We start from the raw sequence: 22,120 nt of genomic DNA, 5'->3' as shown, positions 1-22,120 counted from the left end.
TCCCATGAAGAATTCCGGCAAGGTCGTCGCCATCACCGGGGCGGCGCGCGGCATCGGCAAGGCCTGCGCGGCGCGCTTCCTGGCCGATGGCGCCAGGGTCGTGATCTCGGATGTCGACGCTGCGGGGCTCGTCCACGCCGCCCAGGAGCTCGGACATGAGGATCGGTTGCGGGCCGTCGAGGCCGATGTCAGCAAGCGCGCCGATGTCGATCGCATCGTCGCTCACGCGGTGAAGGAGTTCGGCCGGCTCGACGTCATGGTCAACAACGCCGGCGTCGCGCGCAACCGCGACTTCCTCGATATCACCGAGGCCGAGTTCGACGACGTGATGGGGATCAACCTCAAGGGCGCGTTCTTCGGCGTCCAGGCGGCGGCGCGCCAGATGATCGCGCAGGGCGGGGGCGGCGTCGTCGTCAACATGTCCTCGGTCAACGCGCTGCTGGCGATTCCTTCGCTCGCGACCTACGCGATGTCGAAGGGCGCGATGAAGCAGCTCACCTCGGTGGCCGCCGTGGCGCTGGCGCCGCACGGCATTCGCGTCGTGGCGGTCGGGCCCGGCACGATCCTGACAGAGATGGTGGCGACGGCGATCTTCTCGTCGGAGGACGCGCGGCGCAACGTGCTGTCGCGCACGCCGGCCGGGCGCTGCGGCGAGCCGAGCGAGGTTGCCTCGGTCGTGGCGTTCCTCGCCAGCGACGATGCCTCCTACATCACCGGCCAGACCATCTATCCCGACGGCGGGCGGTTGATCCTCAACTACACGGTGCCGGTCAACGAGAAGAAGTAGGCGGCAGGTTCAATCGCGAGCCCACCGCCAAAATATCGAAAACAACCCCATGCAAAGTAGCCGGCGGCTGCCCGGCGTTCGTCACGGCAACTTGACATGTCGGGCAAATCAGGGGTATTCTTCTATTATTCAGAAATTGCGCCAACGCTTGCTCAGTGTCATCACCCGCGCATGCGGGTGATCCAGTATTCCAGAGACCGCTGTGCTTGAGCCGAGAGGCTGCGGCGTACTGGATCGCCCGGTCGAGCCGGGCGATGACAGCGGTGGACGAGGACGCCGCTACCGGCCCTGGAACCGCGGCTTGCGCTTTTCCATGAAGGCGTTGCGCCCTTCACGGAAATCCGCGCTGTCCATGCAGTCGATGCCGATCTGCTTGATCGCGGCCATGTCGCGATCGGCTGGATCCTTCAGCACCTGTGCGATGGTGATCTTGGCGGCCTTGATCGCCAGCGGCGCGTTGCCCGAGATCGTGCGCGCGATCTCCATGGTCGCATCCCACAGCTCGGCGTCCGGCAGCACGCGATCGACGAGGCCGATCCGCAGCGCTTCGGCGGAGTCGATCCGCATACCGGTATACATGATCAGCCGCGCCCAGGACGGGCCGACCAGCGACACCAGATGGCGCAGCCCGTCATAGCCGTAGGCGATGCCGAGCTTGGCGGCGGGAATACCGAACTGGCCGCTGGTGCCGGAGATGCGCATATCGGTCAGCATCGCGACCTGCATGCCGCCGCCGAGGCAGAAGCCGCGGATGCAGGCTATGGTCGGCTTCGGATAGTCGGCAAGCAGCGCGCGCTGGGCGGCGCTGCGCCGTGAATATTCCTCGGAGGCTTCCGCGTTGTGGCGGGTCTTCTCGAACTGGCTGATATCGGCGCCGGACACGAACGCCTTGTCGCCGGCGCCGACCAGGATCACGACGCGGACGGCCGGATCGTCGCGCAACGCGGTTAGCGCCTCGCCGAGCCCTTCCCACATCTCCAGCGACATCGCGTTGCGCTTGTCGGGATTGTTGAAGGTGATGACGCCGACGCCGTCGACCACGCTTTGCAGGATCTTGCCGTCGGCAAGCGACTTGTCTGAGATGGTTGGCATAGGCGGATCCGGTCTGATTTCGGCCAAGGCTGGTTTCAAGGTTGAGGCTACGATCAAGGCTAGCACCCGGTTGCGAGCCGAGGCAGGCCGTTTGGAGCACGGCGCGATTGCAACGACGTGCCGCGACTCTCCCGGTAGTTGTACGGCTCGCAAAATAAACACACGCGTAAGGGTTGCGCCATAGAGTGCGCCGCCCGCGCTCTGTCCCGGCTTAACTTTTCCCAGTGTTTCGACGGTACGACTGTACGCACCTGCGCGCCAGGACGATGCGCGACGCGCTGGGACGCACACCGCAGCCTTCCCGCTGCAATCGCGTCGGTAACGGATGTCCCCCGCCACCAGACCGACCACGGATGTCGGTCAACCCCAGACCTCCGTGCACTCAGATCGCCTCGGGCGAGGTCCAGTCGTGTCTGTCGAAAAGTTTCTCAAGCAACGCGCGGTGAGGATCATCGTCAACGGCAGCTACACGCTGCCGAACTGGTACGATGCACAGGGCAGGCTGCGCACCTTCGCCTGCCGCACCACGCGCGTCTCGCCGTTCCGGATGATCGTGGACGTGCCTGTTGTCGGCAAGGTCGGCGACCGGCTGACGTCGTATTTCGAGGAGTTCGGTAAGTTCGAAGGCTGCATCACCGACACAATGAGCGGCAGCTTCCTGGTCGAGCTCGAGATGACGCATGCCAGGCGCGAGAAGTTCGCCGACAAGCTGACCTGGATCGAGAAGAAGCAGAAGGATCCGAGCGTCCGCGAGGCGCGCAACAATCCGCGTTTCGTGCCCGTCGCGCCGCATGCCATGCTGACGCTGGCGGACGGCACCATGCAGAGCTGCTTCATCATCGACATGTCGCTGTCGGGCGCGGCGGTGTCCTCCGAGCTGCAGCCGCCGATCGGCATGCCGCTGGCGATCGGCGCCTGCGTCGGCCGCGTGGTCCGGCATCTGCCGAACGGCTTCGCCATCAAGTTCGTCGAGACCTACAGGCAGGGCGATCTCGGCCGCCTGATCGCGCGCAAATCCAAGGACCTGCTGGTGGTGTCCGAAGACGCGGATCCTGTTGCCTAGGGCGTGTAATCATAAATCTGGTACGCGCGTCCAGAGATAGCGAGGTCCGAGTTGTCCTCCAAAGCAGACATCGACGGACGCCTAAGTGAATGTCCGCAAAGGGCCCAGACCACTTCAATCTGACACGAAAGGCCCTCATCAGCGGTCACTGGTAGCTGCAACGATGTCGGCCGCAAGGCTAGGATCAGGCGGACGGTCGTTCCTGTGCCCAAGCTCGCTCTCATCGCGGGAGGATTGATCTAAATCAATGAGGGGGCCTCGGGCCACGAAGAGAAATGCATGTCTGCGGCGGCAGGCGGCCTGCGATTCCACCGTTCGGATCTGTATATGACAGACCATTCGAACAAAATTGAACCGGTGCGGAGTTCGGCCGGGACGCCGCGCGACGAATTGATCGTCTTCCTGATCATCGTCGCCCTGGTCTGGCCGCTCGTGACCGTCGGCGCGGTCGGCGGCTACGGTTTCGCGGTCTGGATGTATCAGGCGATCGCGGGGCCGCCCGGCCCTCCGAAGCGGTGACCAGCATGCGCCCCGACCACCCCTCGCGACGTGCGTTGCTCACGGGAAGGCCGGCCTCCCGGGCGGTCCGGACGGACGCGACCGCCGTCCACGTCTCGAGCGCCATCGTCACGGTGCTGCCGGATCTGCGGGACGACGTCGCCCGGCGCCTGTCCGCGCTCGCCGGCGTCGAGATCCATCACATCGAATCCTTCAAGATCGTGGTCGTGCTGGAGGCCGAGGAGGCCGGCGCAATCGGCGGCCGGCTGGCCGAGATCGCGACCTGGTCCGGCGTGCTCTCGGCCAACATGGTCTTCGAGCAGACGGCGCGGCTTTACGACGGCGGAGAAGCGACATGACGCTATCCAGGCGCGATCTCCTGAAGGCCCAGGCCGCCGCGATCGCCATGGCGGCCCTCCATCCGGGTCACCCCGCGCAGGCCCAGGCGGTCGCCGGCGGGATCGGCACGCTGCAGATCAAATGGTCGAAGGCGCCGTGCCGCTTCTGCGGCACCGGCTGCGGCGTCATGGTCGGCGTCAAGGACGGGAAGGTGGTCGCGACCCACGGCGACACGCTGGCCGAGGTCAACCGCGGTTTGAACTGCATCAAGGGATATTTCCTGTCCAAGATCATGTACGGCGCCGACCGCCTCACGACGCCCCTGCTGCGCAAGAAGAACGGCGTCTACGACAAGGCCGGCGAACTCACGCCGGTCGGCTGGGACGAGGCCTTCGACACGATGGCGGAGCGCGCCAAGGCCGTGCTGAAGGCCAAGGGCCCGACCGCCATCGGCATGTTCGGCTCGGGCCAGTGGACTGTGATGGAGGGCTACGCCGCCACCAAGCTGATGCGCGCGGGCCTGCGTTCGAACAATCTCGACCCCAATGCCCGCCACTGCATGGCGTCCGCGGCGTTCGCCTTCATGCGCACCTTCGGCATGGACGAACCGATGGGCTGTTACGACGATTTCGAGGCCGCCGACGCCTTCGTGCTCTGGGGCTCGAACATGGCCGAGATGCATCCGATCCTGTGGACCCGACTCGCCGACCGCAGGCTCAGCCATCCGCACGTCAAGGTAGCGGTGCTCTCGACCTTCACCAACCGCAGCTCCGACCTCGCCGACATTCCCATCGTGTTCAGACCCGGCACCGATCTGGCGATCCTCAACTTCATCGCCAACCACGTCATCTCGACCGGGCGGGTCAACCAGGACTTCGTCAAGAACCACGCCACCTTCGTCAAGGGCACGACCGACATCGGATATGGCCTGAGGGCGGACCATCCGCTCGAACAGGCGGCCAAGGGCGCCGCCAATCCCGGCGCGACCCAGCCGATCGACTTCGACGCCTACGCGGCCTTCGTGAAGGACTACACGCTGGCGAAGGTATCCCAGCTGTCCGGCGTCGAGCGCGGTTTCCTGCAGGAGCTCGCCGAGCTCTACGCCGACCCCGACCGGAAAGTCATGTCGCTCTGGACCATGGGATTCAACCAGCACGTCCGCGGCGTCTGGGCCAACCAGCTCGTCTACAACCTTCACCTCCTGACCGGGAAGATCTCGGAGCCCGGCAATTCGCCGTTCTCGCTGACCGGCCAGCCGTCGGCCTGCGGCACCGCGCGCGAGGTCGGCACCTTCGCGCACCGGCTGCCGGCGGACATGACCGTCGCCAACCCCGAGCACCGCAAGAAGGCCGAGGAGATCTGGCGCATCCCTTCGGGAATCATCCCGCCGAAGCCCGGCTATCACGCGGTCGAACAAGACCGGATGCTCCGCGACGGCAAGCTGAATTTCTACTGGATCCAGGTCAACAACAACCTCCAGGCCGCCCCGAACAATTCGCACGAGGCCTATCCCGGCTACCGCAATCCCGACAATTTCATCGTCGTCTCCGACGCCTATCCGACCGTCACCGCGATGGCCGCCGACTGCGTGCTGCCGGCCGCGATGTGGGTCGAGAAGGAGGGGGTCTACGGCAATGCCGAGCGGCGCACCCACGCCTGGCGGCAGCTCGTCAACGCCCCGGGCGAGGCGCGGTCCGACCTCTGGCAGCTGATGGAGTTCTCGAAGCGGTTCACGACCGACGAGGTGTGGCCGGCCGAGGTGCTCGACCAGAACCCGAACTACCGCGGCAAATCAGTCTACGAGATCGTGTTCCGCAACGGCCAGGTCGACAAGTTCCCCCTCGGCGAGATCTCGACGGACTACGAGAACCAGGAATCGAAATATTTCGGGTTCTACGTGCAGAAGGGCCTGTTCGAGGAATATGCCTCCTTCGGCCGCGGACACGGCCACGACCTCGGCGCCTACGACACCTATCACCAGGTCCGGGGCCTGCGCTGGCCGGTGGTCGACGGCAAGGAGACGCGCTGGCGCTACCGCGAGGGCTACGACCCGTTCGTGAAGGCCGGCAAAGGCGTCGACTTCTACGGCAATCCCGACGGCAAGGCGCGGATCATCGCCGTGCCCTACGAGCCGCCCGCCGAAGCCCCCGACAAGGACTTCGACATCTGGCTCGTGACCGGCCGCGTGCTCGAGCATTGGCATTCCGGGTCGATGACCATGCGCGTGCCCGAACTCTACAGGGCATTCCCGGGCGCGCTCTGCTTCATGCATGCCGAGGACGCGCGCGCCCGCGGCATCAATCAGGGCGCCGAGGTCCGGGTCGTCTCGCGGCGCGGCGAAATCCGCACCCGCGTCGAGACGAGGGGCCGCAACCGGCCGCCGCGCGGCGTGATCTTCGTGCCGTGGTTCGACGCCAGCGAACTCATCAACAAGGTGACGCTCGACGCGACCGATCCCATCTCCAAGCAGACGGATTTCAAGAAATGCGCGGTCAAGGTTGTTCCGGTTTAATCGGGGGCCGCAACGCTCTGGCTGGCGCGCTCGTCGGCGGCGCCATGGTACTGGCGTGTGGCGCGATCTACGCGCAGACCGCGCCGCAGATCGTGCCGCGGCTGACCGGAGAGGCCTCCCCGATGGCCGACGTGCCCGCTCCGCCCTTCGGGCGGCCGATCACCGACGACCGGCGTGTGATGCGGAATTATCCCGAGCAGCCGCCGGTGATCCCGCATTCGATCGACAACTACCAGCTCACCTTGCGGACCAACCGCTGCCTGGATTGCCATCGCCGGCAATTCACCGAAGGCTCGGGCGCGCCGATGATCAGCGTCACCCATTTCATGGACCGCGACGGCCAGGTGCTCGGCGACGTCACTCCGCGCCGATATTTCTGCACTGAATGCCACGTGACGCAGACCGATGCCCGGCCGCTCGTTCCCAACACCTTCCAGGACATGGCGCTGAGTCCGCCGTCTCCCAAGCAATGAGCCCGTCATGGCGCGGTTGAAGGAATGGCTGCTCTGGTTCTGGACCATTGCCACCCGTCCCAGCGCGCATCTCAGCCTCGCCTTCCTCGCGCTCGGCGGCTTCGTCTGCGGCCTCCTGTTCTGGGGCGCATTCAACACCGCGCTGGAGTTGACCAACACCGAAAAGTTCTGCACCGGCTGCCACGAGATGCACGACAACGTGTATCAGGAGCTGCAGCACACCATCCATTTCTCGAACCGTTCGGGGGTACGCGCGACCTGCCCCGACTGCCACGTTCCGCACGCCTGGACCGACAAGATCGCCCGCAAGATGCAGGCCTCGAAGGAGGTCTGGGGCAAGATCTTCGGCACCATTTCGACCCGGGACAAGTTCCTGGACCATCGACTGGAGCTCGCCAAGCACGAATGGGCGCGGATGGAGGCCAACGACTCCCTGGAGTGCCGCAACTGCCACTCCGCGATCGCGATGGACCTCGCCAAGCAGACCAACCGCGCGGCCGCGATCCACACCAAATATCTTCTCTCGAAGCAGCGGACTTGCATCAATTGCCACAAGGGCATCGCGCATGAACTACCCGACATGACCGGCGTCGAGCCGGGCTGGCAGGAGCCGCCGGAGGAGCGCGGCCGCGAAGGCTCAATCAAAGCGCTGCGTCATTATGCGGCGACGATTCCGGTGCCGGAATAGTCAGGCCGAGACCTTGGCGATCGATGGGCACTAGGGGGGGCAGAGCCGGCAGCGGTGGTAGGTCTGGTTCAGGTCAAAAGACGACATCCCTATGGTCGGGGCCGCGCCTCCGCTTTACCTCTCGGAAGCGGACATCCTGAATTTATGAGTACGCACCCTAGTCTGCGGCCGCGCGTCAGATCCGCGCATTACGCCAGCTCATCCGGATCGTCGGCCGCGCGCAGGCGCGCGATGCTGCCTTCCGTCGCCGCCGCGATCGCGATCTCGCGCGCCAGATTGGTGCATTCGGCCCACAGCAGGAAGAACACCAGCGGCGGCCGCTCGCGCGCCTCGAGCATCTGCCGGCAGCGCGCGGCGGCGCCATCGAGCGCCCACCACTGCCGGGCGACGACCATGACCTTGCGGAAGCTGCGCAGCGTGCCGGAGAATTTTTGCGGATCGGCACCCACGATGGTGCCGCAATGGTTCAGCCAGTTCAGCGCCGCATAGATCGCGATGCCGTAATCCTCGATCGCAGTGCCCGTGAAATCGACGACGGTGTTGTCATGCGCGCGTTGGCGCAGGAAGGCGTCGATCATCTCGGCCTGGCGTGCCGGATCGACCAGCAGCGAGGTGTCTTTCCGCGGCACCATCGGGACATAGCGCACCGCTTCGAGCCGCGTGTGCTCCCAGATCGCCCTGACATCGCCGAGCAGGTCGCCGGGCTTGCGATTGCAGGCCGGATAGACCAGCACGCCGTTGTCGGCGAGATCGAGATAGCGCGGCACCACCTTGTCGAGCGCGGCGAGAAACGCGGATGGATCGGTGAGGCCGCGCAAGTCGCTGGCGGCGTCCTCCGTCTGTGCAGGCTTGTTGCCGCGTGTCCAGCCGAAATTGGCCATCCCCGGACGCCCCGATCTCAACCTCGCCATCAGGTTAAATGGAAAATGCCGCGATGCAAATGCGGCATTTGCCGCTGCGCGGCCGTGCGTGTCCGCTGCTGCCGATTGACGCGGGAGACCGCCGCGCCTAGCTCATGGTTAATGGTGCGCAACGAGGGTTGCTGCCGCTTTCGGGAACTATCGCCGTGACCGCTTCTGATCGCCCGTCGCATTGGCAGACCGTCTATCTGACCAAGGGCGAGCAGCAGGTGAGCTGGTCGCAGGCCGATCCGCAGCCGTCGCTGCGTCTGATCGAATCCGTCGCGCCCGGCCGCGATGCGTCGATCATCGACATCGGCGGCGGGGCTTCGCGCCTCGTCGATGCGCTGCTGGCGAAGGGGTTTCATGATCTGACCGTGCTCGATCTCTCGGAAGCTGCGCTGGCGAGCGCGCGGGAGCGGATCGGCGCAGCCGGCGCGGCGGTGCGCTGGGTTGCCGACGATGCGACGGTCTGGCAGCCGCCGCAGGCCTCCGACATCTGGCACGATCGCGCGGCGTTTCATTTTCTGGTCGCGGAGAGCGACCGCGCCGCCTATCTCGAGAGACTGCATCGCGGCGTCAAGGCAGGCGGCCACGCCGTGATCGGCACCTTCGCGCTGGACGGTCCGGAAAAATGCAGCGGCCTGCCGGTGCAGCGCTATGATCCCGCAACGCTGAGCCGGACCGTCGGTCCGGCATTCGAGTTGATCGCGCATGAGGCGCACCGGCACGTCACGCCCTGGGGCGCGACGCAGTCGTTCCAGTTCAGTGTGCTGCGGCGCAGGTGAGCGGCCGCGGAAGGAGAAGCGAGATGACGGAAGGGCCACGGGCGATCGGCGAGATCGCGAGCTATCACGCCCATGTCTATTACGACCCCACCACCAGCCGGGGCGAGGCCGAACGCCTGCGCAACTGGATGGGCGAGCGCTTCCTGGTCACGCTCGGGCGCTGGCACGACGTCAAGGTCGGCCCGCACGATCAGGCGATGTATCAGGTGGCGTTTGCGGCCGAGCTGTTTCCGACCCTCGTGCCGTGGCTGATGCTCAACCACGGCAGCCTGAGCATCCTGGTCCATCCCAACACCACCAATCCGCGCCGCGATCATCGCGACGATCCGCTCTGGATCGGCACGCCGCTTGCCGTCCATGCCGACAAGCTGCCCGAAGAGGCTGAAATGGAGCAGGCGCCGGCCCCGAACACGTCGCCGACATTGCGTCCCTGAGCGGCCGGCTGCGGTCGGACGGGACGGGTAAAGTTTGACGCAATTGCGTTACAGCCAAGTCGTTTCAAACTCATCGCGTTTTGCAACGTAAGGTTAAGCCGGCATTCCTAGGCTTACCCGACATTTCAGGGTCGGGCGCATTGGGCATGTTCTTTTCGTTTCGAAGCTGGTCACTGTGGCGGGTGGTCGGGCCTCTGCTCGCCATCGTGCTGCTGCTGGGCAGTCTGTCCGCCGGCAGCCTGCAGGTGATGTCCGCGGTGCGCGCCTATGTGGCGGGCGAGAGCCTGTGGTCGAAGGGGCAGAAGGACGCCATCTACTACCTTCAAACCTATGTCAGCACCGGCGCGCCGCTCTATCTGCAGAAGTTCGATGCCGCGATCGCGGTGCCGCTTGCCGATCGCACGGCGCGGCGCGCGCTGGAAGCGCCCGGCAACAATGACGCCGTGGCCAGGGCCGGCTTCGCCAAAGCGGGCAATCATGACGACGACATCGGCGGCCTGATCTGGCTGTTCAAATATTTCCGCACGATGCACCACGTGGCCGGCGCGGTGACGGCCTGGCGGAATTCGGATGCGCTGCTCGATCAGCTGATCGAAATCAGGAACGAGGCCGCGAGCGACGTCGCGCTGCATGATCCCTCGGCTGCGACCATCAAACACTGGGCCGAGCGGATCGGTGCGGTCGACGCCGCGCTGAGCACGCTCGCCGTCGATTTCTCCGACAATTTGGGGAAGGCGTCGCGCCAGGTCTCCGCACTGCTGCTGCTGGTCAATCTCGTGATCGCGGCCGGCCTTGCCGGCATCGTGCTGTTCCACACAAGGCGGATGCTGTGGCGCCGCTGGCTTGCCGAGACCGCGCTCGCGGTTGAGAAGGAGCGCGCCCAGCTCACGCTGGCCTCGATCGGCGACGCTGTCATCGTGACCACGCAGGACGATCGCGTCGGCTACATGAACGGCGCCGCGCAGCGGCTGATCGCGCCGGGGCGGGACGTGACCGGATGGCAGCTTTCATCGCTGTTCAACATTGCCGAGCAGCCGGTGCGCGGATCGTTCCAGAGCGCCGATGCCGACGACGAGAGCCGGCCGCAGCAGCGGCTCCTGGTGCGGCCGGATCATTCCAGCGTGCCGGTCTCGGTGGTCGAGACCCCGATCGTCCATGCCGGTGAGCCGGCCGGCCGCGTCATGATCATTCACGACATGACCGCCGAGCGGCGGCTGGTCGAGGAACTGGCCTGGGCTGCGTCCCATGACGCGCTCACCGGCCTTGCGAACCGGCGGCAGTTCGAGTTCGAGCTGCACAAGACGATGTCGGGCTCGCCGGTCGTGGGCGCCGATCTGATGCTGATCGACCTCGACCAGTTCAAGATCGTCAACGACACCTGCGGCCACATGGCGGGTGACCGGCTGCTGAAGCAGGTGGCGAAGATGCTGGCCGCCGAGGTCGGCGACAGCGGGCTGGTTGCGCGTCTCGGCGGCGACGAATTCGGCATTCTGCTGCGCGACGATGGCTCCGCCACGCACGACGTTGCGGCCGATGTCGCGGAGCGGATCAGGGCGGTGGTCGAGCAGTCGAGCTTCGTCCACGAGGGCTCGAGCTTCCGGATCAGCGCGAGCATCGGCCTGGTCGCGCTTTGCTACAGCGCCGGCGTGCAGGACGCGCTGCGGCTTGCCGACGTCGCCTGCTTCCTCGCCAAGGACAAGGGACGCAATCGCGTCCAGGAGCACCGTCCGTCCGATACCGGCATGGCGGTGCGCGTCGCCGAGATGAGCTGGGTCAATCGCATCCGCAAGGGATTGGACGAGGGGCGCTTCTGCCTCTACGAGCAGGAGATCCGCCCGATCAACGGTGCGCTGAGGGGCAACGAGCGGCGCGAACTGCTGCTGCGGCTGCGCGACGAGAACGGTGCGCTGGTGCCGCCCGGCAGCTTCCTGCCCGCGGCCGAACGCTACGGGCTGATGCCGCTGATCGACCGCTGGGTGGTTCGCCGCGCCTTCGAGATCATCGCCGAGCGCAGGCACCACCCACGCAGGGTGGCGAGCTACGCCATCAATCTTTCCGGCGCCACGATCGGCGACGGCGACTTCGTCGACTTCGTCGCCGAGCTGTTTGCGCAGCATGATGTTTCGCCGGCATTGGTGTGTTTCGAGATCACCGAGACCAGCGCGATCTCGAATCTCGATGAGGCGCAGACATTCATCGCGCGGCTGCGCGAGATCGGCTGCAGCTTCTCGCTCGACGATTTCGGCACCGGCATGTCCTCGATCGCCTATCTGAAGCACCTGCCGGTCGACATCATCAAGATCGACGGCTCGTTCGTGAAGGAGATCCTGAACAGCAAGGTCGATCGCGCGATGGTCGAGATGATCACCAAGACCGCGAAGATCATGCAGAAGCAGGTGGTCGCCGAATTCGTCGAGAGCCTCGCGATCCTGGACGAGCTGCGCCTGATCGGGGTCGACTACGCCCAGGGGTACGCCATTGGGAAGCCGGTTCCGGTGCTCACCCTCCGGGAAGAAAAGATCGCCTGAGTCGCCGAAATTGTCCCGAAACGGGACTTTTTCGGCCATTTCGCCCCGCCCGGGGCTGATTCGCCGGCACTTTCCATCCGAAAAGCGTTTAAAAATCCTGTCGTTGCCCGCTTCGTCTCGATTATGCCTTACTCTAATTCCCTGATATGATGTGCGAACGGTGAATCCAACGTGGGCCGGGTAACAGGCCCCAGAGCACCGACTTGGGGAAGATGGGTCAACGTACGACGAAAGCAGCCGCGCGTAAGTCGAACCGCGGCGTGTCTCTGGTGGGCAGCACGGCGTTCGCCGTGACCGCGCTCGTCCTGTCGTCTGGCCTTGCCGCCTGGATGGTCGGCATCGACCCGACCGCGTGGCTGCATGGACCGGCACTCGCCAACACCACCGCCTCGCTGAATTTCGACGATCGCTTCGGCTCTCGCTCCACGATCAACACGGCTTCGCTCTATTATCCTTTGCGCCGCGGGTTCCGTTCGAGCCGCGGCGATTTCGATTCCGAGTTCGGGCAGATCGAGGACGCGCTGTCGGGCCAGCTGCGTGACACCCAGACCGAACTGCCGGCCAGCCAGCCGGCGACGGCATCGGTCGCGGCCACGACCTCGACCGCAGCTTCCGCCGTGCCGATGCCGCGATCGCGGCCGGTCGAGGCCAATCTGCTTGCGCGCAACGATCAGCCGCTGCCGCCGCAGGCGCCGGTGCAGCAGGGCGACAACCGGACGTTCCTGCAGAAGATCGCCGACATGATGCCGGGCAAGCTGCAGCTGGCCTCGATCGATCCGAATGATGGCTTGTTGTCCGGCCCGAGCCTCGATCTCGGTGCGCTCGGTTATGACAGCACCACGGCGGTCTACGACATCACCGGCCGCATCGTGTACATGCCCGACGGCACGAAGTTCGAAGCGCATTCGGGGCTCGGCAATCTGCTCGACGATCCGTCGCATGTGACCGCCCGCAACGCCGGTGCGACGCCGCCCGGCGTCTACGAGATGAAGCCGCGCGAGAAGTTGTTCCACGGCGTGCCCGCGCTGCGCATGACCCCGGTCGATGGCAGCGATACGTTCGGGCGTGTCGGCCTGCTCGTGCACAGCTACATGCTCGGGCCGAACGGCGACTCCAACGGCTGCATCTCGGTCAAGCATTACGACAAATTCCTGCAGGCCTATCGCAGCGGCTCGATCAAGCGCATCGCCGTCGTGGTCAGCATCAAGGACGTCAAGTCGGCCTCGACCCGCGCGGCGTCGAACTCGTAGGCCGCGAGCGCCGTCGCCAGCGCCGCTGGCGACAGATCCTGTGCTGGCCGCGGAAGATAGCTAGCCGATCTCTTTCCTGACCGTCGCCGCGGCGTCACACATCGCCTTCAGCTTTCCGAATGCGACGTGCCGCGGCATGTACTTCATGCCGCAGTCCGGCGCGACCACCAGTCGCTCCGCCGGCACATGCTTCAGGCCGTTGCGAATGCGATCGGCGACGACGGCTGCGGATTCGATCTCGGGATTGCCGAGGTCGAGCACGCCGAGCATGATCTTCTTCGAGGACAGGTCCCTGAGTACGCCGAGATCGAGCTTGGGCTGGGCCGCCTCGATCGATATCTGGTCGGCGATGGTCTCATCGAGTTCAGCAAGGAAGGAATAGCCGGCCGGCTTGGTCGAGCCCGGCACGACAGCTGCATAACCGAAGCAGAGATGCACCACGGTCGGGATGGTGATGCCCTCGAGCGCGCGATTGATCGCCTTCACCGCATAGCGCCTGGCGAGATCCGGATTGTTGCGCACCCAGGGCTCGTCGAGCTGGATGACGTCAGCGCCGGCCTTCTCGAGGTCGCGCGCCTCGGCGTTGACGGCGGCGGCGAAAGCCATCGCGAGCTCTTCGTCGTCCTTGTAGAACTCGTTCTTCGCCTGCTGGCTCATCGTGAACGGGCCGGGCAGGGTGATCTTGGCGGCACGGTCGGTGTTCTTGCGCAGGAACTGCATGTCATGCAGCTCGACCGGGCCCTTGCGCTTCACCGGGGCGACGACCCGCGGCACCGGCGTCTGCGTGCTGCCGGTGCGCGCCGTGATGACAGCGGGATTGTCGGCATCGACGCCCTCAAGCGCGGTGGCGAACCGGTTGGAGTAGCTTTCGCGTCGGATCTCGCCATCGGTCACGATGTCGATGCCGGCGCGCTCCATGTCCCTGATCGCCACGATGGTCGCGTCGTCCTGTGCTTCCTCGAGATGCTCGGCCGGCAGGCGCCACATCGCGTGCATGCGGGTCCGTGGCACCGACTTCGAGAGCATGGCGCGATCGACCAGCCATTCCGGCTGCGGGTAGCTGCCGACGACGGTGGTCGGCAGCAGATGCCTGGGCAGGTTCATGATATCCTCCTTCTTGTTGTTGTGCGGCCCAATCAGGCCGCGCGCGTTGCGGTTGCCGCAGCTTCGTCCTTCACCGGGTTGCGCAGTACGCCGATGCCGGAGATTTCGACTTCGACGACGTCGCCATCCTTCATCCACAGCGGTGGCGTGCGATAGGCGCCGACGCCGCCGGTGGTGCCGGTGACGATGACGTCGCCCGGCACCAGCTCGGTGAAGGTCGAGCAATAGGCGATCAGGGTCGCGACGTCGAACACGAGGTCCGAGATCGGCGCGGCCTGCACCTCGACGCCGTTGAGGCGGGTTGCGATGTGCTGCTTGCTGATGTCGGGAAGCTCGTCGGTCGTCACCATCCAAGGTCCGAAGCCGCCGGTGCCGACGAAATTCTTGCCGGGCGCGAATTGCGAGGTGTGGCGCTGCCAGTCGCGGATGCTGCCGTCATTGTAGCAGGCATAGCCGGCGACATGGCCGAGCGCAGCCTCGCGCGAGATGCGGCGGCCGGCCTTGCCGATGATGACGGCCATTTCGCCCTCATAGTCGAACCGCTCCGACTCCAGCGGCCGGATCATCGGCTGCCCGGCGCCGACCTGGCTGTTGGCAAAGCGGGTGAAGATCATCGGATACGGCGGTGTCGGATGGCCGCTCTCGGCAAGATGCGTCGCATAGTTGACGCCGATGCAGAATATCTTGTCGGGATCGGGCACGGTCGGCAGCAGCTCGACATCCTTGAGCGCATAGTCGGGGCGCTCGCCCTGCAGCTTCTTCAGTTCATCCAGCGAACCCGTCGTCAGCAGCGCCCTCAGCGTCGGGTACGCCTTCAGCCGCTTGCTGGCGTCGATCAGCCCCGCGTCGGTCACGATGCCATAGCTCGCGGAATTCGCCGCCTTGAAACTTGCGATCTTCATGGTCTCTCACTCTCTTCGATCGAGGAAACATAGGACTGGATGGGAAGCGCGATCTCGCCGTTGCGCAACGGAACGCATTGCGGCGGAAAATCCTGACGGAAACGAGCGCCGTTCGTTTCCGCGCGTTCGAGGAATCGCTCGAGATGCGCCATCGCGCCGGTCGGCAGATCGTGCAGCACCATCAGCGTCCACGGCTGCGCACGGCATTGGTCGAGCGCGCGGTCTGTCCAGCCGTCGGGATCGTCCCAGTCGCGCGGGATCGCGTTCCAGAGCACGCAGCTGTGCTTGTTGTGGGCGAGATAATCGACCACGGAGGGTTTCAGCAGCCGGTCGTCGAGATTGCCGCCGCCGCCAAACGGCCGGAACCAGCGGTTGGGATGCGCGAGCTCGCCGATCGCGGCTTGCGTTCGGCCGATCTCACGCTGGGCCGTCTCCGCGCCGGGCTGCCGGCCGAGCGGCACGCTGTGCGTATAGGTGTGGTTGCCGATCCAGTGGCCTTCGTCGCGTGCGCGAGTAGCGAGGCGGCGACGTGCGGGGTCGTCGAGCTTCTCGCCGATCACGAAGAACGTGGTCTCGATGCCGCGTTCGCCAAGGATATCGAGTACCCTCGGTGTGACGTCGGGCTCCGGTCCATTGTCGAACGTCAAGGTCAGGTCGAACACGTCGCGATCCCCTATGTCGCCGGCTGCATCGCGCTGGGCCCGACCTCGTCGGCCGTGCGCTGGCCGGCGCGCGTTCCGGTCTGCCAGATCGCGGCCTTGCGCTCGACCCAGCGGATCGCGGCGTTGAAGGCGATCGCCATGAACAACACCAGCAGCACGCCGGCGAAGACGTGCGGACTGTCGAGAATGGTGCGGTAGCGCGAGATCAGATAGCCGATGCCCGCCGACGAAATCAGCATCTCCGAGACCACCACGCCGACGATGACGAGCGCGCCGCCGACCCGCAGGCCCGACAGTACGGTCGGGATCGCTGCGGGGATGATGACGCGGACCAGCCGCTGGCTCAGCGTCGCGCCCATGCTGCGGGCGGCGAGCAGCAGTTGCGGGTCGATGGTCTGAATTCCGGCAGCGGTCGCCAGCATGGTCGGCAGAAATCCGTAGATCGAGGCGAAGGCGATCTTGGACTCCGAGCCGATGCCGAGCCATACCGTGAACAGCGGATAGAGGATCACGAGCGGTACCGCATAGAGGCTCGAGACCATCGGCATGATCAGCAGGCGAGGGCGCGGCAGGCTGCCGACGATGGCGCCGAGCAGGATGCCGCCGCCACAGGCGAACGCCATTGAGACCGCGACCTCGTAGAGCGTCACCGCGAGCGCATGGCCATATTCGGCGGCCTCGTTCCAGCCGGCGAGCAGGGTGGAGGACAGCGACGGCAGGAACAGTTCGGGGATCAGCCCGGTGCGCGGCAGCAGCTCCCACAGCGCGAGCAGGCCGACGACGATCAGATGGCGAAGCGTTTTCGCGCTCATCGTCGGGTCACGCCGATTTGCGGATGTGGCGCCAGATGCGGTCGCGCAGCGCACCGAAGGCGTCGCCGCTCAGCATCTCGTAGGTCCGTGGCCGCGGCAAATTGACCTGCAGCTGATCGACGATGCGGCCGGGCCGCGGCGACATCACGATCACCTCGTCGGCGAGATAGACCGCCTCGGTCAGGCTATGGGTCACGAACACCACCGTCTTGCCGGTCGCGGCCCAGATCCGCAGCAGCTCGTCGCCCATCGTCATGCGGGTCTGCTCGTCGAGCGCGGCGAACGGCTCGTCCATCAACAGCACCGGCGGATCCTGAACCAGCCCGCGCGCGATCGAGACACGCTGCTTCATGCCGCCGGAAAGTTCGTGTGGGTGGCGCTTGCCGAAGCCTTCGAGGCCGACCAGCTTGAGTGCGTCCTGCGCCTTGGCCCGGCGCTCCGCCTTGGCGACGCCGCGCAGCGCCAGCGGAAACTCGACATTGTCTTCCGCCGTCAACCACGGAAACAGGCTCGCCTCCTGGAACACGACGCCGACGCGGTTCGGGTCCGGCTGCGGGATCGGCGCGCCGTTGATGGTGATGGTGCCCGAGGTCTGCGTACGCAGCCCGGCCATCATCATCAGGAGCGTGGACTTGCCGCAGCCGCTCGGGCCGACCAGCACGACGAAGCGCCCCGGCTTGATGTCGAGCGAGACATCCTCCAGCGCGACGACGTCCTGGGACCTGGTCCGGAACACCTGGCCGACATTCCTGACCTCGATCGCGCCGGCGCGCGACGCGGGCTTCAACGGTGTCACGTTCGCCAATGGCTGCATCGTGTTTCCACCCATCTGATCAGTTCATTGAAGGTCATGGCGATCGCGGCGACCATGACGACGCCGGCGAGCAGCTGCTTCATCTGGAAATTCTCGCCCCAGGTCGCGATCTGGTGACCGATGCCGTCGCGCGAGGCGTACATTTCGGCGAGGATCACGCCGGTGAGGTTGAAGATCATCGAAATCCGCAATGCTTCCAGCAGCACCGGCAGCATGCTCGGCAGGTAGACGCGGAATGCGGTCTGCGTGCGTGTGGCGCCATAGGAACGGGCCACCGTCAGGTGCTCGATCTTGACCGATTCCACGGCCGTCGTGGTCGACATGATCACGATGAAGATCGTCGAGAAGAAGCCGAAGCCGACCTTTTGGGCGAAGCCGACCCCGAACACCAGGATGAACATCGGCAGGAAGATCGACTTCGGGATGCTGAAGGCGAAGAACAGCAGCGGCTTTGCGACATCGGCAAAATAGCGGTTCTCCGCGATCAGGAAGCCGATCAGCGCCCCCATCGGTACCGCGAGCGCGAGCGCGGCCAGCACCTCGGTGGCGGTCACCATCAGGTCGGTCCGGACGCTCGATCGCTGCAGGAGGTCGCCGAGCGTCAAAAGCGTGTCCGATGCTGACGGCAGCAGGCGCGGATTGACGAGCCCGGTCCGCGACAGGATCTCCCACAGCGCGAAGCACGCGATCACGATCGCGATCCGGGCGAGCTTGATGGTGAGGGTGGCCGGCATCTTATGGCTTGGTCGGAACCGGCTTGAATCTGGTCGAGATCACATCCTCGACCGGAACGATGTCTTTCAGTCCGCCGAGCTTGGCGAGGTCGAGCGACAGCTGCACCGCCGCCGGCACATTGGCCGCGCCCATGTTGCCGTCGGTCTCGAGCTTCATGATGGTGTTGTCGTACTCCATTGCGGCGATCTCGGCCGGCATCTCATAGAGGTCGGCGATCAGCTTCACCGTGACGTCGCGGTTGGCGCGCATGTATTGCACGGCGCCATAGAGCGCGTTGACGGCCTTCTGTACCACGTCCGGCTTGGCCTCGGCGAACTTGTCGAGCACGATCCAGCCCGCGGTGAGGTTCGGCGGTGCCGCGGTCGCATAGTCGAGGATGGTCTTCGCCTCGCCCGATTTGGCGACCTGGAAGCTAAGCGGCGAATAGACCACGGCGGCATCGACATTGCCGGCGAGCAGGTTCGGCACCAGGCCGCCGCCGCCGACCGGCACGCGGGTGAAGTCGATCTTCCGGTCCTGGATGGTCCAGAGCGCCAGCAGGTCTGAGCCGGAGCCGGCTGCGGTGATCCCGACCTTCTTGCCGTTGAGATCCTTGACCTCGAGCGTCGACTTGGCCGGCACCATCAATTGCCAGCCGAAATTGCCCATCGCAGCATTGGCGACGATCCGCGACATCACGCCCTTCTTGCGGCCGGCAGACACCAGCGACGGCGGATCGAGGATGATGTCGGCTGCGCCCGCGGCCATGCCCTCGAAGGTCTCGGCGCCGCTGCGGTAGACGGTCAGCTCGGCCTTGATGCCTTCCTTCTCGAACAGCTTCTGCCGGACCGCGGTCTCGGCGATCGTCGTCGGCCAATAGGTCTTGGTGGGCAGGCCGACGCGGATCGTGTCAGCAGCATAGGCCGGGCCGGCCAGCAGGGTGGTGGCGATCAGGGTTGCCAGCGCGCGGCGACGCGTGATGTTCATGGTGTTGTTTCTCCCGGAAATCGATTGTTGTTATTTTCGGCGCGTTTCGTGCCGCGGGGTCAGGTCTTGCCGTTGACCTCCGCAATACGCGGAGCGGCGAGCTCGACGAATTCCTTGGTGATGCCAAAGTGCTTTGACAATGCGCGAACTGCTGCATCCGCATCGCGCGCCAGAACGGCGTCTACAATCGCGGCGTGCTCGGCCTCGACATCGCGCGCCCTGCCGACCTCGCGGCGGATCGAAAGCCGCCGATAGCGCTCGCTCTGCTCATGCAGCACGTCGCGGAAGCCGAGCAGCCATTGCGAACCGCAGGCGTTGACCAGCGCGCGATGGAAGATGCGATGACGGACCACCCATTCCTCGTAGTGCACGGTTGGATCGTCAGGGTAGCGATGGGGAACGGCCTTGAGCGATTCCCAGGCGGCCGCGACCGAGGCGAGCCAGGCATTGTCGCCGCGCTCGATCGAGCGCCGGATCGCGAGTCCCTCGATGTCGATCCGGGTTTGCGTGACGTCGGCGAGATCGGCGAGCGAGACCGGGCAGACGCGAAAGCCGCGCTGGTCGGAGGCTTGCACCAGACCGTCAGCCACCAATCGTGACAACGCCTCGCGGACGGCGGCAAGGCTGACCGAAAACTGCTTGGCGAGGCCGGCGATGTGCAGCTTCTGGCCCGGAAGCAGCCGGGTCGAAAGGATGTCGGCCCGCAGCCGCTCCTGAACCGCCGATGTCAGGCTTCGCGGCCCTTCGCCGGACAAGCCCTCGCGAAAACTCAACCCGATATTCATGCGCGATAGACTGGCTGACGGCCGTATTACCGTCAATCGAAAATCGATTTTTTCGGAAATCCAATCAATTTTTTCTGGTATGTATACTAGTATAGGGAATTTATGATCGATTTTCAGTGCGAATTGCCGATATCCTGAAGATAATGTATACATAATGAATTCAAAGGACGGAGGATCGCGTGCCAAAACCCTTCCCAATGAACGCGTGGTACGCGGCCGGTTGGGATGCCGAGATCAAGCACGCACTGTTGCCGCGGACGATCTGCGGCAGGCACGTCGTGATGTACCGGAAGGGCGATGGCGAGGTCGTGGCGCTCGAAGATGCCTGTTGGCATCGCCTCGTGCCGCTCTCCAAGGGCCGGCTCGACGGCGATACCGTGGTCTGCGGCTATCATGGCCTGAAATACAATGCTCAGGGCCGCTGCACCTTCATGCCCTCGCAGGAAACCATCAATCCGTCGGCCTGCGTGCGCGCCTATCCGGTCGTCGAACGCCATCGTTTCATCTGGCTCTGGATGGGCGATCCCGCGCTCGCCGATCCCGCGCTGGTGCCCGACATGCACTGGAATCACGATCCGGCATGGGCCGGCGACGGCAAGACCATTCACGTCAAATGCGATTACCGCCTGGTCGTCGACAATCTGATGGACCTGACCCACGAGACCTTCGTGCACGGCTCGAGCATCGGCAATGATGCGGTCGCCGAAGCGCCGTTCGACGTCACCCATGGCGAGAAGACCGTCACCGTCACGCGCTGGATGAGGGGCATCGAGGCGCCGCCGTTCTGGGCCAAACAACTACAGAAGCCGGGTCCGGTCGACCGCTGGCAGATCATCCGCTTCGAGGCGCCGTGCACCGTCAACATCGACGTCGGCGTCGCCCCGGCCGGATCGGGCGCGCCGGAGGGCGATCGCTCGCAGGGCGTCAACGGCTATGTGCTCAACACCATCACGCCGGAGACCGAGAAGACCTGCCACTATTTCTGGGCCTTCGTCCGCAATCACCGCATCACCGAGCAGCGCCTCACGAGCGAAATCCGCGACGGCGTCGCCGGCATCTTCCACGAGGACGAGATCATCCTGGAGGCGCAGCAGCGCGCGATGGACGAGAATCCGGACCGTGTGTTCTACAATCTCAACATCGATGCCGGCGCGATGTGGGCGCGGCGCGTCGTCGACCGCATGGTGGCGAAGGAAACTCCGCCGCAGCAGTTGCAGGCGGCGGAGTAGGCCGGGCCATGGCGGAACGCGAAGCCGATCGCTCAGTATCGCACACCGTGCGGGCGCAGCTCGCGTTGCGCGACCTGGTTCTCTCGGGCCGGCTGCGGCCGGGCGAGCGCATCTCGGAGCTGCAGGCGGTCGAGATCACCGGGGTGTCGCGCACGCCGGTGCGTATGGCGCTGGTCCGGCTGGAGGAGGAAGGCCTGCTGGAGGCGATCCCGTCCGGCGGCTTCATGGTCAAGGCGTTTTCCGAGCGCGACATTCTCGATTCGATCGAGCTGCGCGGCACGCTGGAAGGGCTTGCCGCGCGCTTTGCCGCCGAGCGCGGCGTGTCGTCCCGCGATCTCGAACCGTTGAAGGAGTGTCTCAACGAGATCGACGGCCTGGTGCGGCAGGATCCCATCTCCGTCGAAGCGTTTTCGTCCTATGTCGCGCTCAATGCGCGCTTCCACGCGCTGCTCACCGAGCTGTCGCGCAGTCCGCCGCTGATCCGGCAGATCGACCGCGCCTCGGCGCTGCCGTTCGCCTCGCCGAGCGGCTTCGTGATGGCGCAATCGGCCTTACCCGAGGCGCGCCAGATCCTGCTGATCGCGCAGGACCACCATCGCGTGGTGGTCGATGCCATCGAGAACCGCGAGGGCGCGCGGGCCGAGGCGATCATGCGCGAGCATGCCCGGCTTGCGGCTCGCAATCTGCGGCTGGCGCTGCGCAACCGCACGCACCTCGATCTGCTGCCGGCGCTGGCGCTGGTCACGGCCGGCTGAACGGA

At 65.4% G+C, this 22,120-nt stretch carries 23 protein-coding genes; 13 read left to right on the top strand and 10 right to left on the bottom strand.

Going from position 1 to position 22,120, the window contains the following annotated elements; genetic code table 11:
* Positions 1–4 precede the first annotated feature (4 nt).
* Entirely contained in the window at positions 5–787 is a 783-nt protein-coding gene (locus ACE103_RS33950) for an SDR family NAD(P)-dependent oxidoreductase (RefSeq protein WP_375776566.1), read from the top strand.
* A gap of 279 nt (positions 788–1,066) precedes the next feature.
* Here ACE103_RS33950 and ACE103_RS33945 read toward each other — a convergent pair whose 3' ends face one another.
* A complete protein-coding gene (locus ACE103_RS33945; RefSeq protein ID WP_375776565.1) occupies positions 1,067–1,879 on the bottom strand; it encodes an enoyl-CoA hydratase in 813 nt (270 codons plus the stop codon).
* Between the two features lie 409 nt (positions 1,880–2,288).
* Between ACE103_RS33945 and ACE103_RS33940 the strand changes: the two genes are divergently transcribed.
* The 6 genes from ACE103_RS33940 (at position 2,289) to ACE103_RS33915 (ending at position 7,452) form a co-directional block, all read left to right on the top strand.
* Positions 2,289–2,942, top strand: coding sequence for a PilZ domain-containing protein (locus ACE103_RS33940; protein WP_375776564.1), 654 nt, complete (start codon positions 2,289–2,291; stop codon positions 2,940–2,942).
* 279 nt (positions 2,943–3,221) lie between these two features.
* A complete protein-coding gene (locus tag ACE103_RS33935; RefSeq protein ID WP_375776563.1) occupies positions 3,222–3,461 on the top strand; it encodes a periplasmic nitrate reductase, NapE protein in 240 nt (79 codons plus the stop codon).
* Between the two features lie 5 nt (positions 3,462–3,466).
* Positions 3,467–3,799 (top strand): chaperone NapD, encoded by a 333-nt coding sequence (locus tag ACE103_RS33930; RefSeq protein ID WP_375776562.1) that lies wholly within the window; start codon positions 3,467–3,469, stop codon positions 3,797–3,799.
* Positions 3,796–6,291, top strand: coding sequence for a periplasmic nitrate reductase subunit alpha (gene napA / locus ACE103_RS33925; protein ID WP_375776561.1), 2,496 nt, complete (start codon positions 3,796–3,798; stop codon positions 6,289–6,291). Before ACE103_RS33930 ends, napA begins: the two co-directional genes overlap by 4 nt.
* Positions 6,264–6,764 (top strand): nitrate reductase cytochrome c-type subunit, encoded by a 501-nt coding sequence (locus ACE103_RS33920; RefSeq protein WP_375776560.1) that lies wholly within the window; start codon positions 6,264–6,266, stop codon positions 6,762–6,764. Before napA ends, ACE103_RS33920 begins: the two co-directional genes overlap by 28 nt.
* Before the next feature lie 7 nt (positions 6,765–6,771).
* The gene (locus ACE103_RS33915) at positions 6,772–7,452 is read left to right on the top strand and encodes a NapC/NirT family cytochrome c (RefSeq protein ID WP_375776559.1); all 681 of its coding nucleotides are present in this window, start codon (positions 6,772–6,774) and stop codon (positions 7,450–7,452) included.
* Between the two features lie 188 nt (positions 7,453–7,640).
* Here ACE103_RS33915 and ACE103_RS33910 read toward each other — a convergent pair whose 3' ends face one another.
* Positions 7,641–8,333 carry a hypothetical protein gene (locus tag ACE103_RS33910; RefSeq protein WP_375776558.1) on the bottom strand — a complete coding sequence of 231 codons (693 nt, stop codon included), beginning with the start codon at positions 8,331–8,333 and terminating at the stop codon, positions 7,641–7,643.
* Positions 8,334–8,518: 185 nt separating this feature from the next.
* Between ACE103_RS33910 and ACE103_RS33905 the strand changes: the two genes are divergently transcribed.
* The 4 genes from ACE103_RS33905 (at position 8,519) to ACE103_RS33890 (ending at position 13,351) form a co-directional block, all read left to right on the top strand.
* Positions 8,519–9,139, top strand: coding sequence for a class I SAM-dependent methyltransferase (locus tag ACE103_RS33905; protein WP_375776557.1), 621 nt, complete (start codon positions 8,519–8,521; stop codon positions 9,137–9,139).
* A 23-nt stretch (positions 9,140–9,162) separates the two neighbouring features.
* Positions 9,163–9,573: a DOPA 4,5-dioxygenase family protein gene (locus ACE103_RS33900; protein ID WP_375776556.1), complete on the top strand. Its 411-nt coding sequence runs from the start codon at positions 9,163–9,165 to the stop codon at positions 9,571–9,573.
* A gap of 146 nt (positions 9,574–9,719) precedes the next feature.
* Complete coding sequence (locus tag ACE103_RS33895; protein ID WP_375776555.1) at positions 9,720–12,101, top strand: putative bifunctional diguanylate cyclase/phosphodiesterase; 2,382 nt, start codon at positions 9,720–9,722, stop codon at positions 12,099–12,101.
* Positions 12,102–12,391: 290 nt separating this feature from the next.
* Positions 12,392–13,351: a DUF2778 domain-containing protein gene (locus ACE103_RS33890; protein ID WP_223969517.1), complete on the top strand. Its 960-nt coding sequence runs from the start codon at positions 12,392–12,394 to the stop codon at positions 13,349–13,351.
* Between the two features lie 60 nt (positions 13,352–13,411).
* Here the strand turns inward: ACE103_RS33890 and ACE103_RS33885 are convergent, their stop codons facing one another.
* From ACE103_RS33885 to ACE103_RS33850, 8 genes are read right to left on the bottom strand one after another with little or no spacing between them, the layout of a single operon-like run.
* On the bottom strand, positions 13,412–14,455 hold the full coding sequence (locus ACE103_RS33885; protein WP_375776554.1) for a uroporphyrinogen decarboxylase family protein: 1,044 nt from the start codon (positions 14,453–14,455) through the stop codon (positions 13,412–13,414).
* Positions 14,456–14,487: 32 nt separating this feature from the next.
* Positions 14,488–15,357 (bottom strand): fumarylacetoacetate hydrolase family protein, encoded by an 870-nt coding sequence (locus ACE103_RS33880; protein ID WP_375776553.1) that lies wholly within the window; start codon positions 15,355–15,357, stop codon positions 14,488–14,490.
* On the bottom strand, positions 15,354–16,019 hold the full coding sequence (locus ACE103_RS33875; RefSeq protein WP_375776552.1) for a polysaccharide deacetylase family protein: 666 nt from the start codon (positions 16,017–16,019) through the stop codon (positions 15,354–15,356). The genes ACE103_RS33880 and ACE103_RS33875 overlap by 4 nt, the downstream gene beginning before the upstream one ends.
* Before the next feature lie 11 nt (positions 16,020–16,030).
* Complete coding sequence (locus ACE103_RS33870) at positions 16,031–16,831, bottom strand: ABC transporter permease (RefSeq protein WP_375776551.1); 801 nt, start codon at positions 16,829–16,831, stop codon at positions 16,031–16,033.
* Between the two features lie 7 nt (positions 16,832–16,838).
* A complete protein-coding gene (locus ACE103_RS33865; protein ID WP_223969512.1) occupies positions 16,839–17,645 on the bottom strand; it encodes an ABC transporter ATP-binding protein in 807 nt (268 codons plus the stop codon).
* Positions 17,624–18,379, bottom strand: a complete 756-nt coding sequence (locus tag ACE103_RS33860; protein WP_375776550.1) for an ABC transporter permease — start codon at positions 18,377–18,379, stop codon at positions 17,624–17,626. Before ACE103_RS33860 ends, ACE103_RS33865 begins: the two co-directional genes overlap by 22 nt.
* Before the next feature lies 1 nt (position 18,380).
* On the bottom strand, positions 18,381–19,346 hold the full coding sequence (locus ACE103_RS33855; protein WP_223969510.1) for an ABC transporter substrate-binding protein: 966 nt from the start codon (positions 19,344–19,346) through the stop codon (positions 18,381–18,383).
* A gap of 59 nt (positions 19,347–19,405) precedes the next feature.
* The gene (locus tag ACE103_RS33850) at positions 19,406–20,119 is read right to left on the bottom strand and encodes a GntR family transcriptional regulator (RefSeq protein WP_223969509.1); all 714 of its coding nucleotides are present in this window, start codon (positions 20,117–20,119) and stop codon (positions 19,406–19,408) included.
* Positions 20,120–20,310: 191 nt separating this feature from the next.
* On the opposite strand from ACE103_RS33850, the gene ACE103_RS33845 reads away from it, so the two are divergent.
* A complete protein-coding gene (locus ACE103_RS33845; RefSeq protein WP_223969508.1) occupies positions 20,311–21,360 on the top strand; it encodes an aromatic ring-hydroxylating dioxygenase subunit alpha in 1,050 nt (349 codons plus the stop codon).
* Between the two features lie 8 nt (positions 21,361–21,368).
* Entirely contained in the window at positions 21,369–22,115 is a 747-nt protein-coding gene (locus tag ACE103_RS33840; protein WP_375776549.1) for a GntR family transcriptional regulator, read from the top strand.
* The last annotated feature ends 5 nt before the right edge of the window (positions 22,116–22,120 follow it).

This window comes from Bradyrhizobium sp. ma5, from assembly GCF_042258955.1.
GTDB lineage: Bacteria > Pseudomonadota > Alphaproteobacteria > Rhizobiales > Xanthobacteraceae > Bradyrhizobium.
This window is presented reverse-complemented; position numbering and strand designations above follow the sequence as displayed.

Excerpts from the sequence above, each read along its gene's own strand:
- ACE103_RS33870 (WP_375776551.1), bottom strand. The coding sequence starts at position 16,831 with ATGAGCGCGAAAACGCTTCGCCATCTGATCGTCGTCGGCCTGCTCGCG.
- ACE103_RS33895 (WP_375776555.1), top strand. The coding sequence starts at position 9,720 with ATGTTCTTTTCGTTTCGAAGCTGGTCACTGTGGCGGGTGGTCGGGCCT.
- ACE103_RS33880 (WP_375776553.1), bottom strand. The coding sequence starts at position 15,357 with ATGAAGATCGCAAGTTTCAAGGCGGCGAATTCCGCGAGCTATGGCATC.
- ACE103_RS33935 (WP_375776563.1), top strand. The coding sequence starts at position 3,222 with ATGTCTGCGGCGGCAGGCGGCCTGCGATTCCACCGTTCGGATCTGTAT.
- ACE103_RS33945 (WP_375776565.1), bottom strand. The coding sequence starts at position 1,879 with ATGCCAACCATCTCAGACAAGTCGCTTGCCGACGGCAAGATCCTGCAA.
- napA (WP_375776561.1), top strand. The coding sequence starts at position 3,796 with ATGACGCTATCCAGGCGCGATCTCCTGAAGGCCCAGGCCGCCGCGATC.
- ACE103_RS33930 (WP_375776562.1), top strand. The coding sequence starts at position 3,467 with ATGCGCCCCGACCACCCCTCGCGACGTGCGTTGCTCACGGGAAGGCCG.
- ACE103_RS33860 (WP_375776550.1), bottom strand. The coding sequence starts at position 18,379 with ATGCCGGCCACCCTCACCATCAAGCTCGCCCGGATCGCGATCGTGATC.
- ACE103_RS33900 (WP_375776556.1), top strand. The coding sequence starts at position 9,163 with ATGACGGAAGGGCCACGGGCGATCGGCGAGATCGCGAGCTATCACGCC.
- ACE103_RS33915 (WP_375776559.1), top strand. The coding sequence starts at position 6,772 with ATGGCGCGGTTGAAGGAATGGCTGCTCTGGTTCTGGACCATTGCCACC.
- ACE103_RS33910 (WP_375776558.1), bottom strand. The coding sequence starts at position 8,333 with ATGGCCAATTTCGGCTGGACACGCGGCAACAAGCCTGCACAGACGGAG.
- ACE103_RS33855 (WP_223969510.1), bottom strand. The coding sequence starts at position 19,346 with ATGAACATCACGCGTCGCCGCGCGCTGGCAACCCTGATCGCCACCACC.
- ACE103_RS33920 (WP_375776560.1), top strand. The coding sequence starts at position 6,264 with ATGCGCGGTCAAGGTTGTTCCGGTTTAATCGGGGGCCGCAACGCTCTG.
- ACE103_RS33865 (WP_223969512.1), bottom strand. The coding sequence starts at position 17,645 with ATGCAGCCATTGGCGAACGTGACACCGTTGAAGCCCGCGTCGCGCGCC.
- ACE103_RS33840 (WP_375776549.1), top strand. The coding sequence starts at position 21,369 with ATGGCGGAACGCGAAGCCGATCGCTCAGTATCGCACACCGTGCGGGCG.
- ACE103_RS33950 (WP_375776566.1), top strand. The coding sequence starts at position 5 with ATGAAGAATTCCGGCAAGGTCGTCGCCATCACCGGGGCGGCGCGCGGC.
- ACE103_RS33885 (WP_375776554.1), bottom strand. The coding sequence starts at position 14,455 with ATGAACCTGCCCAGGCATCTGCTGCCGACCACCGTCGTCGGCAGCTAC.